The organism is Psychrobacter sp. NPDC078501, assembly GCF_044900935.1.
Classification (GTDB): Bacteria; Pseudomonadota; Gammaproteobacteria; order Pseudomonadales; family Moraxellaceae; genus Psychrobacter.
This window is the reverse complement of the sequence record NZ_JBJDOS010000002.1, coordinates 355,835-370,207: the sequence shown is the minus strand read 5'-3', so window position 1 is coordinate 370,207 and position 14,373 is coordinate 355,835. Positions and strand designations below refer to the sequence as shown.

Below are 14,373 nucleotides of genomic sequence, written 5' to 3'. Positions count from 1 at the left end.
TTTAATCATTCACATATTGTTGATTTGCCGTCTCGTGGTATCATCAATACCGCCCTCGACTGCCCACTCTGTAAATAAATCAAGTGAATAATCATAATGACGAGCTTGCCATTCAGGCGTTAAGTAATCGTCGTTGGTGTAGTATTCAAATGCCCCGCCAAATGGTGAATGCACATACCAAAAGTACGCAGAGGACACAGGATGGCGACCAGGCCCGATAAACGAATCCCATTTTTTTCGGTTCATGTGCAGACCGCCGCCAATGACCTCATGTATGTCTCTAACAATAAAGGCCACATGATTTAACCCAGGCGCATCTCTGTGAGGCAGCTTTAATAAAAACAGATTGTGATGCCAGCCTTCCGCGGAGCACCGTAAAAACGCCCCTCGATTGTTATAAGCATCTGATAGATAAAAGCCCAATTTATCCTCGTAAAATGTTTGTGCCGCTACAAGGTTGGGACTAAAGAGGACAACATGACCGACGCCTAATGGTGCTGCTTTTTCATACACTGGACTGGCTTCATTGATTCTATTAATAGAACCATACTGATTGATACCCGCGCTTGCTTTATCGAGACTGGTTTGCATGACACTGATTTCAAAAGACAATGTCAGCCCATTTGGATCACGGCAATATAAAATATCTGTCTCTGCTTTATAACTATCGACACCTTGTAAGCTATCCTTTAGCTTGTCAAAACTCTCTTGATCATCTACTGCCCAAGTCACTTCTCTTAGCGTCGAGCCGTCTTCAAAAGCAGGCGGCAATCTGGTGTCATCTTTGTCGTAGACATAAATGGCACTACCGTTGTCCATGCTAAATTTTGTCGTGCCTTCTATGTCTGAGCTGACTTCTTCTAACCCAAAATCAATCGCAAAGTTCTGACATTTTTTTCGGTCTTCAACACCGAATTTTAAGGTTTTAATTCCGTTTATCATGTGAAATCCTTATTGGAATGCTTTGGTTACTCGCTGTGACGCAAGCTTCCTAGTTAAATACAAAGCCACCATTTACTGGGATATTTTGACCTGTGACAAATGACGCCAAATCGGACAAGAGATATACTGCTGTACCATCTATGTCTTCTGGATATTGCTTTCTGTTGAGCGCGCGACCATTGACATAATGGTCGTGGCGTTGCTGTGGTACATAAGCAGTTGCTTCAACGATGGTAAGACCGGGTAAAATACAGTTGACACAGATATTGTCTTCACCAAGCTCACGCGCCATGGAGCGAGTCATAGAGATGATGGCACCTTTACTTGCGGTATAAGCCATCAAGTTTGGTGCACCCCAAAGCGCGGTATCAGAGGCAATATTGACGATTTTTCCAGCGCTAGACGCTTTAAGATATGGAACCAATGCTTTACTCAATAGCCACGTACCTTTGACATTAATTTGCATTACACGATCCCAAAGATCTTCGTCATAATCCATCATGTTTTTACCGCCAACCCCAGTCGCTAAAGCCCCACAGTTGATAAGGCCATCAATTTGAGCACTCTGAGCAATTACGTCATCAACTGTCGATTTGATGTTGGATGCATCTGACAAATCTATCTGCCAAGCAGTTGCCTTTAACCCCTGCTCTTTTAACAAATTGGCTTGACTATGAACTTCATCTGTCAAGATATCCAACATGACCACGTCTGCGCCTTGCTTGGCACAAGCGATAGCAAAAGACAGTCCCAGCCCACGAGCCGCGCCTGATATAACGATTCTCTTGTTGAGTAGTAAATTGTTCATTAGTGCTGGAACTCCCTTTCAATTTGTATTTTGCTTGTATGCCACCTTTAAGAAGCATTCCAGTTAAGCGTTGACTTTCTCTTCTTTAGGCTCTTTTAACGCTTGCAGCTGGTTAAATTGCTTTTTGCCTTCTTTTTGAAAAATTCTTCTCAAACGGGCAAGACCCACGTCATGCTGATACAAAAACTCGTGAGCCTGAGCCTGTGGCGCCATATTTTCTAAAATAATTCTGTCTTGTTCTAAGACATCCCAGTGCAGTTTTTCAAGATAGGTGCGGTACATAAAGCGCCACGTATCACGTTGCCAGCCTTGCACTTCACGGCAGCGCCAAAAGAAGACACGGGTATGGTGCTCATCAATCGGTGTGGCAAAACCGACAATCCAAAACACACCGCCGGGACCAAAATCTTTCTTGTAAGGAATAGACAATCTTAACCAAGGGCTACCCGTATCGCCGTATTCTACCCAATCAAAGTTCACACCTTTTTGACCTGTTTTTTCGAATACGAAGCCATCTTTGGTCTTTTTAAACTCCATATCAGATTGCTTATCGCCTTCTGCCATAGAGTGAGACGTCGCGTGTAAAAAAGCGCCGTGCATTGGATCCATCACGTTATCAACGGCATACTGATAGTTGACTTCCCAATCAGCCATGCACAAAAAGCTACTCCAATCATCACTTGCTAGCTGCTCTGGCAACTCAAGTGGCGTTGGCGTTTGACCATCTTCTAAACCAAACCAAACAAAGATTGCTCCGTTTGATTCTTGGACAGGATAACTACGTACACAAGACTGACCTTTCATTGGGCAGTCATTAACCGCAGGTACATCGACGACGGTACCCTTTTTGTCGACTTCTACCCCGTGATACCAGCAAGCAACCTTACTACCTAAGTTCCAGCCTAAAGACAATCTGGCACCGCGGTGCGGACATCTGTCTTCGAGGGCATGGACTTCGCCAGCTTCATCTCTCCATAACACAAGGTTTTCACCCAAGCGCGTGATACCGACTGGATTCGCTTCTATTTCCCAAGAAGACAACACTGGATGCCAGCGATTTCTTAGTCCTAATGACAAATACTCTTCTAATGACTGAAACTGTCTCATCGTCTTACACTCCCTATTTGATGGTTTTTAGTATCCCAATCGTGCCATTTCTCGTTCAAACGACTCAGTGGTAAAAGCGCTGCCATCTCCATGAAGCATGCCTTGCTCATTCAGAGCGTTGACGACTTCTTCCACAGTCTCAGCGCCAGACGAAAACGCAGTAATTAAATTTTTTGCTAAAGACAATTCATAATCTGTCGGTTCGTGATCGCGGGTTTGCCAGACCATCAATGTTGACTGTCCTGGCATTTGAATATTATTGATTCCCGCATCCTTACTAGGACTGTGTTGCTTCCAACGGATCAAGCTTTCGTTGTATTGCTGCATCCTCTTTCTCCTTTTTGGCGCATTGCTTTAGTCTTTTAAGCTTTGTCTTGAAGGTATATTTTGTCCGCTTCGATTTTTAAAGCGTACGTACATAGGTTTCGATCAGCAGGGCCACTCAATAATTTGCCACTTCTAATATCAAAAATAGCCTCATGTAAAGGACACTCTACGGTCTCATCTTCGATAAAACCGTCAGTCAACAAGGCATAAGCATGTGGACATACATTTTCTAGTGCAAAATAAGTGTCCTCAATCTGAAAAACCCCAATTTTCTTGCCATTGACTTCTACAGATTTTGGCTCATCTTCATTAATATCTGATAAATCGCATATGGGTAACCAGTCCATGTAAACCGTCCTTAGTTTTGTATATGAAACACTGTTTAATGTGTAAAACTTAATATAACTTAGACTTTCTGCACTTGTCAACTGCAAATTAAATAGCCAATACGCGAATAAAATCCAAATAATAATATTTATAATCTGTTACTTATCTGCGATTATCTGTGCTTACAAAGTTTTAATGTATAAAATATTTATAGGTATTTGATGCAAGGCGCGAATAACAGGCGTCATTTTTGCAGGATAAAAACTGTCAAAATGACATAGAAAGGCAGAATGTAACTGCGATGAATAGGGTCGCTTCATGAAATATAATTTAGAAAATAAGCAGTCATGATTTAGACAATAAAGACGACATTGATGATATGGCTTGGTAGATGCACGACTAAAACTAATGAACCACATCATTTAAACGACTGATCTATAGAATTTGTTAGAAAATACTACTGATAAGCGTAGAGGCAGGAAGGATATAAATTGAGATAAAATGGATAGGTCAATAAACTGCTCAACATTGTCTATTTATTATCAGGTCTTATGGACTACGCGATAAATTACCTTGTATGATAGAATATTTCTAACCAATTTTTGAGATCGATATAATGTCCGAATCATTACCTGATGATAAATATATGGTGAACAGCCTAAAAAATGGGCTTTTGTTGATGGAGTTGTTTAATAAAAATGAGATCGTGGAGATGTCATTATCAGAAATAGCGACACAGTTAGGCATCAATAAATCCAGTGCATATAGGCTGTTATTTACTTTGGAACAGATGGGTTACATCAAAAAAGACAACAATAAAAACTACATGTTAGATATTAAAGTGGTTGATTTATCCCACTCTTATCTCAAGTCTATTTCATTTAAACAAGAAGCCTATGCAGTCATGGAAAAATTGAGAGATGATACTGGCACTGCCGTACACCTTTTCACGTTAGATGGAACAGAAATTGTCAATTTGCAGAATATTCAACCTTTAGGAAGCTTTACCTCCAATATATTGCCTGGACTAAGATGGCCAGCTTACGCCACCGTCATTGGACAAATGCTTTTGAGTGATTTGTCGGATGAAGAAGTTAAAAGCAGGTTTAATGATTTTCCAGAGTGGAAAATTTACTCTGACGCAACGCCGACAAACCTTGATGAATTGCTACAGGCAGTAAAGAACAGTCGTGGTAAAAACCATCTTACAAGTTGGCAAAAGTTTAACAATGATATGGTTGCATGTACCGCCCCTATTAAGGATTTATCCTCCAACAAAATGGTATATGCACTATCTGTTAGTTTTCCAGTACATGCCTTTACCTCAGATCACTTTGAACAACATATAGTTCCCGCTATTGTTGGTGCAGCAAACAATCTTAGTAAAATTTACAAACCTGATGGGAGTTGGTAATTAGATTCAAATCTATTGTTATGACACAATACTAAATATTCATAAAACTTAGAACGAACAGCATTATCAAGAATAGTTTGCTCCAATGTCTTATTATTACTGAGCTTACCGTTACCTTCAACATCTTCATGTGTCATGGCAGTGAGAATGGATTCTCCGCCTACGAACGTTCTCACAACAACTAGCTCAAAAAGATGAGGCTTTTCTTCTTGATAATGTCTGAGTGTCAGCCCGTACTCGGAAGCTAAATGACGCATTTCTACCCAGTCTTTTGGTCTTCCGTAACTCATGTTAAAAATCTTCTTTTAATAAAGTAAAGTCTAACGTTACTATACTTATTTATAAATTATCAGATATTCTTGGAAGTTGTATAAATATTTTTTCAGTAAGAGACACTATTTTGAAAACCGCAGACCCACTATTTTCATTGCGTAGAATAAAGATTGGATGTTAGCCTATCTTGGTAGTCAGCGCATACTTGTAAACCTATCTTTATAGCCTCACTTAGGTCAGCGCCTGCTCGTATACTATAAGGTACATTAGATGCCATATTATCTTGCTCAAGACTATTTCTAGCAGCTTGGTTTAACGGTGTACCAATATAGGATTCATTAGTAAAGCCTTCGGGCTCAAAATATACCTCTCGACCAAATTTCGGATGTGACCCACATGAAATCTCACCACCAGCGACAGAAAACGGATAAGGTTTAGTGTATTTTTCGGACCATAATGTTTGGTTCACTTTAATAAATCCTGCACCATACAATACATCATCTTATGGTGATGGAGTACATCCCACTAATGCCAAAAATGGGAGGCCAACTAACAGTCTAATATTATTAACTTGCAAAGCGTTTTTACCTCAGCATCTTACATTCAACAGCATGTTATCAAAGCACCTAACAACCTCTTAAATATATTATTTATCCATCAATCTCAAAAATTGTGGATTAGTGACTTTCATTTGTAGATTGTTTTTATATTCCTCAATCTTACCTCTTGCACAAAAGCGTCTACCGACGTAACTATCTATTTCACCAAAGCGTTGTTCAAACCAACGATAGTCTTTGTTCCATACCAATACTGTTAGCGATTGTTTAGGGTACTTTTTGTCCAAGTTAAGATAATGTCTATTGGGGAAATGCTTTGTCTCGGCTAGTATTCCACATGCCATTACCGTTTTTCCAACATGAAATGGTGCTTTGTAGGCTTCTATTTTCGGTTCGGTAGCATGAGACAATGTTATACTAAACAATACAGCACTTGCGATAACTACAATTTTTTTAAACATAATGACCCTAGTGGTAGTTAAATTGTATTTAAGTTTTTGAAAAACATAATGATAGTTACAGCGATGATTATAAATATAGAGCAGCTTACTACTAACTGCTTTACTGTAAGATATCTCTGACGTCTATCTGCTTCGAGCTTTTTTTCTTTAGAAATCAGTTTTAATTCTTGATCTCTAATCCATGCTCTATCAGCCTCGACTTTCTTTCTCTCAGCAGCGATATCTGTTTTATCCTCATTAATCCTCTCTTCTTCCTGTTTACGTTTTCTCGCTTGTTCACTATATTCTTGGTCATACAGTGACGATAGAGCCGGCAGTAACAGTAGGAAAAAAAAACCTGCAATAATAGAAAAAAAGGTCCACATAAATTTATTTAACCTGATTCATAGAAGATAGTTTGATCTGAGGTGTTCCTTTATAAGAACTAACTGTGCCTTGTACACATAGTTCCTGACCTTCGTATTGACCTAGATTATCGAATTTTTCCATATCAGAGTTCCACACTACGATAGTGGCATCTTGATTGGGATATGTAGCACCAAGATTTAAATATTTTCCCTTACTGAATCCTGTAACTTGTGACACGTAACCACAAACGATACGGTAATCACCTATGTGCTGATAGGCTTGGGCAGCTGTTACCGTATTAGAGACAGCTACTTCATAGTTATTCTTTGGCACTTCCTCAAACGTAGGTTGGTGAACCTCAACTTCCTCACTTTCTTTTTTAATAACAGCAGACTCTTGTGCCACACTTTTGTATGATACTTCAGAATAATCCTCTTCAACGGTAATAGTATTAGCTTGAGGCTTTTGCCTCTTTACTATTGTAGTATCCGTCTCAGCACTAACAGTGTTTTGAAGTGATGGAGTTCCTTCCATCAACTCTGTATTGACGTCTTCTGATTCATCTTCTTCGTTATTATTGGCCAACAGCAACAGTGAGCTACTCTCAGTCGTCTCAAAACTAATTTGTTTGTTTTTGCTAAAGAATGCATTAGCTCCTAGAGCGACAATAACTAACCCAGCAGAACCTGCTACTAACATTTGATTGGCTGTAACTTTAGTTTTTACAGGCTCTTTAGAGTGCTTGACAGCAATATTGTCTCTTGCTACTTCTACTTTCGCTGGAGTGTTATTTTGTTCTATCTTAGATTGTAGATCAGCAATCGTTGCTTGAATGCTTGCAATTTCACTTTTAGCAATCGTAGATGAAGACTGCATATGTGTTTCTTGCTGCTGTATCAGCTCATCTTTTAGCTGGTTGAGCTCTTGTTGATATTCAGCAACACGCTGTTGTTCTTGCTTTTCTAGCATTTCTTGGCTCAATTGGTTCTTACCTTGTAACTCTAATGTTTTTCTAATTTCTCTAACTATTTTATCAGGCTGTTGATTCATTTTATTATTGGTATATCTGAGCAGAACACCGTATATCTGTACTAGATCATTTTGCCTTTCCAACATATCGTTGAAATCGTGATAATTAGTTACTTTCCAATACCCATCTAACTCAATAGGTAATCGATAGCCCTTTACCTCATTCACAATCATAAAGTCAATATATCTGTTACCTCCATTTGAATCAGTAAAATGAAATTGTGCAGTGACATCCTCGGGGCTTATTTCGGGAATTTTAGCTAAAATACTTCTGACAAAGTTTTCTTCATATCCCACAACGTGCTCAATTTGTTTTCTATTTTCTGCTATCCACTGTTCCCAATTCATTAATACTATCTACCTATTACCAAGATCATTGATTGATATCCATACAACTCCAATGGTTGTTGGCTTTAACACATGCTTATATGACGGTTCAATTTAAGACCAAATATAGGTCGAGTTATATGCATATTAGCAGCATCCAAGCTTTTAGCCTAATACATAGTGCTCTCTTATAGTACTGCTCAGTTTTTGTTTAATGATCAGCTATATGATTCGAATAATAAGGTCTGCTTATTGAAATAATGGCACTATTTTTTCTAGTACTAAATAACTGTTGGAAGTATTCGGCCTCATACTTTGAAAATCGATTTATATGAGCTAGACAAGCGTATTACCAACCTGGAATAAAACTATCGAAATTCATAAATGAAAATATATTTCATTTATGAAAAGGCACTAAATAATTAAGTGTTTGATTTATATATAAAAAAATACTGGCATATAATTTGCTGATTAAAAGATAGTAGATTTAACACAGGGATAGTCATGAATATTTATAGAGTTAATCAATTAAAAGAACTCCTCGTAGATCAGCTTAATTTGAAAGTAACAGCACACTTGAAAGTGGTAAAAATGAGCGGTGGTGCTATCCAAGAAAATTGGTTGATTCAAGATAACGATTTTGCATTAGTCCTACGAAAAAACTCAGAAGCTGCTGTTTCGGTCAGCTCTGACCGCGAACAAGAATATCGATTACTTTCACGTTTATACCAATTAGGAATTAAGGTTCCTAAACCAATCTATTTTAAAAAAGCCCCAAATTTTTTGAATAGTGATTTTTTCATTATGCAGAAAATCAACGGAGTGGCTGAAGGCCATAAACTGGTTCGGCTGGCCGATGCCAATATCCGAAAAAACATCACGCAAGATATCGGTAGGTCATTGGCTTCTATTCATCAAGTACCTCTTGGTGATGAATTAACGGAATTTTTACCTAAACCTAATAAAGATCAATATCTTGCAGACAAAATTCATTCTTTTCGAGCGCAGTTAGATTTGCTGCAAGCAACTAACCCTATTTTAGAGTATGCAATTAGTTGGATGACTGATAATTTACCTAGTATTGATGAGTTGGTGCTGGTACATGGAGATTTTCGTACGGGCAACATCATGATTGAAAACAATCATATTTCAGGCATTCTTGATTGGGAGTTTACCCAATGGGGAGATCGCCGTGAAGACATTGGTTGGTTCACGGCTAAGTGCTGGCGTTTTGGTCAAAATAAGAATATTGCTGGTGGCATTGGCTCTTATGAAGATTTCTCTCAAGCATATACTGATGTTTGTGGTGCTGATGTGCCAAAGACCGAATTAAAGTTTTGGCACATACTATCTCATGTACGTTGGGCGATCATTGCTATGCAGCAGTCAAATCGCAATGATGATATGGAAATACCTTCTTTAGAACTGGCTTTAACCGAGTTTATGGTACCTAAGCTTGAGAAAAACATTCTAGATATCTTGGGAGATAAAGTATGAAACAGCAAACGTTCATTGACTTAATAGAAACCAGTCAAACTGTTATCAAAAATGAGCTCTTGCCTACCTCTGACAATAAATACAGCTTATTGATGGTTATGAAAAGCTTTGAATTATTGAAAAGCTATCTCTTAGAACAAGAAAATCATGCCTCAAATATTCATAAGATATTAGAACCAGTATCCGATATGCCAATTGAAGATAATGAACAAGCCTTAGCATTGTTGAGCCAGAACATTCGAGAAGGTAAGAAAATCTCTAACCTTTCTACGGTTTTAGAATCATTAAACAATGAGGTATTAAAGATAACTGATCCTAAGGTAGCAAATCATGACTGATTCTTGGCTACGTATTTTTCTAGTACGGCATGGTCATGTGGCTTATTTTGATGAAAATAATAAGCCCATAAACCCAAAATATGCTCAGTTATCGCCACAAGGTATTGAGCAAATTAGCTTACTCGCTGAGTGTTTAAAAGACATATCTTTTGAACGCGTTTACTCATCTACTATGCCCCGCTCTATACAAACGGCGGAAATATTAACCCAATATCAACCTTCAAAAAAGGTATTGGCAGTAGATGCTATTAGAGAGATTAAGTCAGGGAGACTCAAAGACTTACCTAACGATCAATCTGAAACAGCGTTGAAAGAGGCGTATCTACTGCAGACCAATCAGCTTGAAAATTTTATTCAAGGCGAAAGCTGGAAAGAGTTTAGCCATCGAGTGAGTGATTGGTTCGAGCAGACGATATTGTCTAAACCAAGCCGTCAAAACATCTTGATATCTTCTCACGATGCAGTCAACCGAGTGATAATTAACTGGATGTATAACCATCACTTAGCAGACATTTATACCCAAGAGCAAGATTATGGGTGTTTAAACATTTTAGATATAAAGGTTAAAAACAATCAAATTTTGCACAAACGTATAAAGCTCCAAAATTTTACTATTTATAATTCGCTTAAAAATGGGTTATTCAATAGTGCCATGGACGATGTTTATAACATGTATGTCAATAACAATGGGTTTAAGGAATAAACATATGATTATATTATCAGACGATTTATTAGCGTTACAACAACAGGTAAAAGATTTCATCGCCAAAGAAATCATTCCTTTTGAGCAGGACCTTCGTCAGGACAGCCACGGTCCAAGTACTGAGCTGCGTGACGATATTGTTAGCCGTGCTAAAGCGGCAAAACTGCTCACACCGCATGCCAGCGTTGAGATGGGTGGACTGGGTTGGTCACACATGCAAAAAGCCATTGCATTTGAACAAGCAGGCTATTCTGCATTAGGCCCTATCGCTATGAATATTCATGCCCCAGATGAGGGTAATATTCATTTGTTAGATTTAGTCGCTAATGCAGAACAAAAAGAACGTTGGCTACGAAAAATGGTGAGTGGTGAGACGCGTTCTTGTTTTGCTATGACGGAGCCTAGTCCAGGTGCTGGTTCAGACCCTTCCATGTTGCAAACCACTGCTGTGCTAGAAGGTGATGAATACGTTATCAATGGCCGAAAATGGCTCATTACAGGTGCCGATGGTGCGGCATTTGCTATCATTATGGCAAAGATGGAGGATGGTAGTGCTTCCATGTTTTTGACAGATACCGACGTACCAGGATTTATTTTAGAAAAAAACATGAATGCCATGGATTCTTGCTTTGCAGGCGGTCATGGCGTATTAACGTTCGACAACCTACGAATCCCAAAAGAAAATGTGCTAGGTGAAATAGGACAAGGCTTTAAATATGCTCAGGTTCGATTAGCACCTGCTCGCCTAACCCATTGTATGCGCTGGCTTGGACAAGCACAACGAGCGCATGACATTGCCACACAATATGCTAGAGAGCGTCAGTCTTTTGGTAAGCGATTGGGTGACCATCAAGGCGTTGGTTTTATGTTGGCGGATAATGAAATAGATTTATTAAATACCAGATTGGCCATCCATTATTGTGCTCAAGTATTAGATGCAGGACAACGAGGTAACTATGAGTCAAGTTTAGCCAAAGTTATCAGTTCTGAAGGTATTTGGCGAGTTATTGACAGAAGCGTCCAGATTCTTGGTGGACAAGCCATGACAGATGAATCTATTGTCTGCAAAATTTTTAAAGATGCTCGTGGCTTTAGAATCTATGATGGCGCAAACGAAGTCCATAGAATGAGTATTGCTAGAAAGCTATTAGGAAAGAAAAACTAAGGAGATAACAATGAGCTTATTTGATGTTAACAATAAAAATGTACTTATTACAGGCGCTTCTGGTGGCTTAGGCAAACATATTACTACTTTGTTTGCCCGAAAAGGCGCAGATGTTATTATCTGCGCCAGAAGTGCTGACAAATTGCAGCATCTAAAAGTAAGTCTTGAACAAGACTTTGGTATCAACGTTCATAGCTTTGTATTAGATGTAAATGACCGTTATGCATTCAAAAAAATGATCAGCAGTCTAGAAGGCAACGGTATCAACATAGATGTGCTTATCAACAATGCAGGCGTCAGTGATACCAAAAGCTTTTTGAATTATGATGATGACGACTGGGATAAAATTGTTAATACGAATCTAAAAGCTCCATGGCAATGCTCGCAAGAAATTGCTCAGCACATGATCAATTCAAACATTAGAGGGGTTATCATTAACATCACATCTATTTTGTCCGAGTCGGTCAACTTGGGTGTTAGCCCGTACTGTGCGTCTAAAGCTGGCTTGCGCCATTTGACAGAAGTGATGGCCGTTGAACTAGCCCGATTCGGTATCAATGTGAATGCCGTTGCTCCTGGGTATATGGTTACGGATATTAATGAAGAGTACCTAATGAGTGATCTAGGACAACAGTTGCTAAAACGCATTCCAAGCCGTAAATTTGTTGATTTTGAAGAGTTAGACGGTGCATTATTATTGCTTGCATCAAAAGCAGGTAAAGGAATCACTGGCATAGAGATCAAGGTAGATGGTGGGCACAGCTGTGTCCCCATATAATACGATTATTTAAGGATATAAAAAATGCCCCATAATAAGCCCATTAATATTTTGTTTACTTATCTCCACACCCCGAACATTAATGGGATTCGCTCTTTGGTCGAACAAGCAATATCGGAAATTAATTCACAAGATATAGGTTTTGTTGAATGTCATATTTCTGATGTTGAGGACGTAGCACAACAATTAACTGTAAATGGTTGCCAAATTATTTTGTGTACAGGGGCAACAGCTAGCTATCTACAAAAAATATTGAGCATCGAAATCCAGGTCATTAGAACAGGTATGTTTGATGTTATCCAAGCCATCTCTAGTTTGAAGCAATACAAACGTATTGCTTTACTCGGAAAATCTACCACTACAGTCAGTCTCGAAGATTATTCAGAAATTTTTTTACTAGATATAAAACAGTTCACCTATGACTCTTATTTTGATGCTAAAAGAACCATTCAACTGATTAAAAAAGAAAAATTTGATGCTGTCATTGGTTCACCTATATCAGTAGAGCTGGCCATCAGTGAAGGACTGGTCGGACAATTGACTATGACGGTTGTATCACTTAAAGATTTACTTACGAATGCGTTAAGCAGCTTAGAGAAGATAAGAAGAGAACAATCCACAATTAACCGTCTTACAGAGATATTTAACCATCTAAATGAAGGTGTTTGTTTTATCACCAAAAATAAAAAAATATCTTTTATCAATACATCTATGGCCGAACTGCTTAAAAAGTCTCCCGCTGACGTACTAAATAAATCGCCTGCAGATGTCTTTGGCAACTTAGATCTAGATATAAGCCATCATAATCCACGTCAGCTACTTGATATCGAGAATTACCAGTTGGCGGTTCATATTTTAGAGATGAACAACGATTATATCAATGGCTATATTTTAAGTGCTCAAGAACTCAACGCATTAGAATATTCTAGCAGCGAGTTTAGAAAAGTATCTTCTAGAAACGTTAATACCCGCTACCACTTCAACCAACTCTCTACTCGAAACGCCATTTTCAAAACCACTTTAACCTTAGCTAAAGCCTATGCTAAAACTGACAGTACTGTGTTAATTACAGGTGAGAGTGGAACAGGTAAGGAAGTCTTAGCACAGAGTATTCACAATCATAGTAGTCGTAGTAAAGCACCTTTTGTAGCTATCAACTGTGCCTCTTTCCCAGAAAGCTTATTAGAAAGTGAACTATTTGGTTATGCCGAAGGTGCATTTACTGGCGCCAAAAAAAATGGCCGGATTGGGTTAATAGAGTCTGCACATAATGGAACTTTATTTTTAGATGAAATTGGTGACATGCCTCTGCATTTACAGACACGGTTTTTAAGAGTGTTACAAGAAAGACAAATTAGCCGGCTAGGTTCAACTGCTAGTCATCATCTCAATATTCGCGTTATCGCCGCCACACATGCCGACTTAGAAAACTTGGTTGCCAATGACAATTTTAGGGCGGATTTATATTATCGTCTCAATATTCTTCGTTTATCCATACCACCTTTGAGAAACCGACCAGAAGACATATTGACATTGGCTGATAGTTTTCTAAAGAAGTATAGAAAGTCGATTAAAGACCTACCAGACGCCCTTCCACACTTGTTAAAGAAATACAGCTGGCCTGGAAATATTCGTGAACTAGAAAATATTATAGAGAGAATACAGGTACTGTTTTATTTTGACAAAAGTCATAGTCAGCCTGATTTCTTGTCTCTGCATTTGCCAGAGCTTTTTTCATCTACCCAAAAAGAAAATAACACTTCTTTGTTAAAGAAAGCCAAAATAAATCAAGAAACACTACTAATAGAGCAGACACTACAGGAGGTTGATGGAAATTTAGAGTTGGCTGCCAAAAATCTCGGTATTAGTCGTACAACACTATGGCGAAAAATGAAAACTATGAATAGTGATGTTTCAAATATGAAATGATTTTTCAAAATGAAAATATCTTTTTGTATTTAAGTTATTGATT

General features: G+C 38.4%; 17 protein-coding genes. 7 read left to right on the top strand and 10 right to left on the bottom strand.

The annotated features are described in order from the left end of the window. Positions 1 to 9: 9 nt before the first annotated feature. From ACI2IW_RS04560 to ACI2IW_RS04540, 5 genes are all read right to left on the bottom strand, one after another. A complete protein-coding gene (locus tag ACI2IW_RS04560; RefSeq protein ID WP_298807385.1) occupies positions 10 to 942 on the bottom strand; it encodes a VOC family protein in 933 nt (310 codons plus the stop codon). A gap of 49 nt (positions 943 to 991) precedes the next feature. Then, entirely contained in the window at positions 992 to 1,750 is a 759-nt protein-coding gene (locus ACI2IW_RS04555) for an SDR family oxidoreductase (protein WP_298807384.1), read from the bottom strand. A 63-nt stretch (positions 1,751 to 1,813) separates the two neighbouring features. Next, positions 1,814 to 2,857: an aromatic ring-hydroxylating dioxygenase subunit alpha gene (locus tag ACI2IW_RS04550; protein ID WP_298807383.1), complete on the bottom strand. Its 1,044-nt coding sequence runs from the start codon at positions 2,855 to 2,857 to the stop codon at positions 1,814 to 1,816. Between the two features lie 27 nt (positions 2,858 to 2,884). Next, a complete protein-coding gene (locus tag ACI2IW_RS04545) occupies positions 2,885 to 3,184 on the bottom strand; it encodes a recombinase-like helix-turn-helix domain-containing protein (protein WP_298807382.1) in 300 nt (99 codons plus the stop codon). A 35-nt stretch (positions 3,185 to 3,219) separates the two neighbouring features. After that, positions 3,220 to 3,531, bottom strand: coding sequence for a non-heme iron oxygenase ferredoxin subunit (locus tag ACI2IW_RS04540; protein WP_298807381.1), 312 nt, complete (start codon positions 3,529 to 3,531; stop codon positions 3,220 to 3,222). 596 nt (positions 3,532 to 4,127) lie between these two features. Between ACI2IW_RS04540 and ACI2IW_RS04535 the strand changes: the two genes are divergently transcribed. Next, positions 4,128 to 4,925 carry an IclR family transcriptional regulator gene (locus tag ACI2IW_RS04535; RefSeq protein ID WP_298807380.1) on the top strand — a complete coding sequence of 266 codons (798 nt, stop codon included), beginning with the start codon at positions 4,128 to 4,130 and terminating at the stop codon, positions 4,923 to 4,925. Here ACI2IW_RS04535 and ACI2IW_RS04530 read toward each other — a convergent pair. The 5 genes from ACI2IW_RS04530 to ACI2IW_RS04510 all read right to left on the bottom strand — a co-directional run bounded on the left by ACI2IW_RS04530 (position 4,901) and on the right by ACI2IW_RS04510 (position 7,941). Continuing rightward, positions 4,901 to 5,215 (bottom strand): hypothetical protein, encoded by a 315-nt coding sequence (locus ACI2IW_RS04530; RefSeq protein ID WP_298807379.1) that lies wholly within the window; start codon positions 5,213 to 5,215, stop codon positions 4,901 to 4,903. The genes ACI2IW_RS04535 and ACI2IW_RS04530 overlap by 25 nt on opposite strands. A gap of 134 nt (positions 5,216 to 5,349) precedes the next feature. Continuing rightward, entirely contained in the window at positions 5,350 to 5,667 is a 318-nt protein-coding gene (locus tag ACI2IW_RS04525; RefSeq protein WP_404692797.1) for a hypothetical protein, read from the bottom strand. 177 nt (positions 5,668 to 5,844) lie between these two features. Beyond that, positions 5,845 to 6,216: a hypothetical protein gene (locus tag ACI2IW_RS04520; RefSeq protein ID WP_404692796.1), complete on the bottom strand. Its 372-nt coding sequence runs from the start codon at positions 6,214 to 6,216 to the stop codon at positions 5,845 to 5,847. 17 nt (positions 6,217 to 6,233) lie between these two features. Then, positions 6,234 to 6,581, bottom strand: a complete 348-nt coding sequence (locus ACI2IW_RS04515) for a hypothetical protein (RefSeq protein WP_404692795.1) — start codon at positions 6,579 to 6,581, stop codon at positions 6,234 to 6,236. 4 nt (positions 6,582 to 6,585) lie between these two features. Then, positions 6,586 to 7,941 (bottom strand): hypothetical protein, encoded by a 1,356-nt coding sequence (locus ACI2IW_RS04510; RefSeq protein ID WP_298807375.1) that lies wholly within the window; start codon positions 7,939 to 7,941, stop codon positions 6,586 to 6,588. A 483-nt stretch (positions 7,942 to 8,424) separates the two neighbouring features. Between ACI2IW_RS04510 and ACI2IW_RS04505 the strand changes: the two genes are divergently transcribed. From ACI2IW_RS04505 to ACI2IW_RS04480, 6 genes are read left to right on the top strand one after another with little or no spacing between them, the layout of a single operon-like run. Beyond that, positions 8,425 to 9,417 (top strand): phosphotransferase family protein, encoded by a 993-nt coding sequence (locus ACI2IW_RS04505; RefSeq protein WP_298807374.1) that lies wholly within the window; start codon positions 8,425 to 8,427, stop codon positions 9,415 to 9,417. Then, positions 9,414 to 9,755 (top strand): hypothetical protein, encoded by a 342-nt coding sequence (locus ACI2IW_RS04500; protein ID WP_102094028.1) that lies wholly within the window; start codon positions 9,414 to 9,416, stop codon positions 9,753 to 9,755. Before ACI2IW_RS04505 ends, ACI2IW_RS04500 begins: the two co-directional genes overlap by 4 nt. Next, positions 9,748 to 10,458, top strand: coding sequence for a histidine phosphatase family protein (locus ACI2IW_RS04495; protein ID WP_404692794.1), 711 nt, complete (start codon positions 9,748 to 9,750; stop codon positions 10,456 to 10,458). The genes ACI2IW_RS04500 and ACI2IW_RS04495 overlap by 8 nt, the downstream gene beginning before the upstream one ends. 4 nt (positions 10,459 to 10,462) lie before the next feature. After that, positions 10,463 to 11,623 carry an acyl-CoA dehydrogenase family protein gene (locus ACI2IW_RS04490; protein WP_404692793.1) on the top strand — a complete coding sequence of 387 codons (1,161 nt, stop codon included), beginning with the start codon at positions 10,463 to 10,465 and terminating at the stop codon, positions 11,621 to 11,623. 10 nt (positions 11,624 to 11,633) lie between these two features. Then, complete coding sequence (locus ACI2IW_RS04485; RefSeq protein ID WP_404692792.1) at positions 11,634 to 12,401, top strand: SDR family NAD(P)-dependent oxidoreductase; 768 nt, start codon at positions 11,634 to 11,636, stop codon at positions 12,399 to 12,401. 24 nt (positions 12,402 to 12,425) lie between these two features. Next, positions 12,426 to 14,330, top strand: coding sequence for a sigma 54-interacting transcriptional regulator (locus tag ACI2IW_RS04480; RefSeq protein ID WP_404692791.1), 1,905 nt, complete (start codon positions 12,426 to 12,428; stop codon positions 14,328 to 14,330). Positions 14,331 to 14,373: the final 43 nt, after the last annotated feature.

Coding starts and splice junctions, on each gene's coding strand:
- ACI2IW_RS04560 (WP_298807385.1), bottom strand. CDS start 942: ATGATAAACGGAATTAAAACCTTAAAATTCGGTGTTGAAGACCGAAAA.
- ACI2IW_RS04555 (WP_298807384.1), bottom strand. CDS start 1,750: ATGAACAATTTACTACTCAACAAGAGAATCGTTATATCAGGCGCGGCT.
- ACI2IW_RS04550 (WP_298807383.1), bottom strand. CDS start 2,857: ATGAGACAGTTTCAGTCATTAGAAGAGTATTTGTCATTAGGACTAAGA.
- ACI2IW_RS04545 (WP_298807382.1), bottom strand. CDS start 3,184: ATGCAGCAATACAACGAAAGCTTGATCCGTTGGAAGCAACACAGTCCT.
- ACI2IW_RS04540 (WP_298807381.1), bottom strand. CDS start 3,531: ATGGACTGGTTACCCATATGCGATTTATCAGATATTAATGAAGATGAG.
- ACI2IW_RS04535 (WP_298807380.1), top strand. CDS start 4,128: ATGTCCGAATCATTACCTGATGATAAATATATGGTGAACAGCCTAAAA.
- ACI2IW_RS04530 (WP_298807379.1), bottom strand. CDS start 5,215: ATGAGTTACGGAAGACCAAAAGACTGGGTAGAAATGCGTCATTTAGCT.
- ACI2IW_RS04520 (WP_404692796.1), bottom strand. CDS start 6,216: ATGTTTAAAAAAATTGTAGTTATCGCAAGTGCTGTATTGTTTAGTATA.
- ACI2IW_RS04515 (WP_404692795.1), bottom strand. CDS start 6,581: ATGTGGACCTTTTTTTCTATTATTGCAGGTTTTTTTTTCCTACTGTTA.
- ACI2IW_RS04510 (WP_298807375.1), bottom strand. CDS start 7,941: ATGAATTGGGAACAGTGGATAGCAGAAAATAGAAAACAAATTGAGCAC.
- ACI2IW_RS04505 (WP_298807374.1), top strand. CDS start 8,425: ATGAATATTTATAGAGTTAATCAATTAAAAGAACTCCTCGTAGATCAG.
- ACI2IW_RS04500 (WP_102094028.1), top strand. CDS start 9,414: ATGAAACAGCAAACGTTCATTGACTTAATAGAAACCAGTCAAACTGTT.
- ACI2IW_RS04495 (WP_404692794.1), top strand. CDS start 9,748: ATGACTGATTCTTGGCTACGTATTTTTCTAGTACGGCATGGTCATGTG.
- ACI2IW_RS04490 (WP_404692793.1), top strand. CDS start 10,463: ATGATTATATTATCAGACGATTTATTAGCGTTACAACAACAGGTAAAA.
- ACI2IW_RS04485 (WP_404692792.1), top strand. CDS start 11,634: ATGAGCTTATTTGATGTTAACAATAAAAATGTACTTATTACAGGCGCT.
- ACI2IW_RS04480 (WP_404692791.1), top strand. CDS start 12,426: ATGCCCCATAATAAGCCCATTAATATTTTGTTTACTTATCTCCACACC.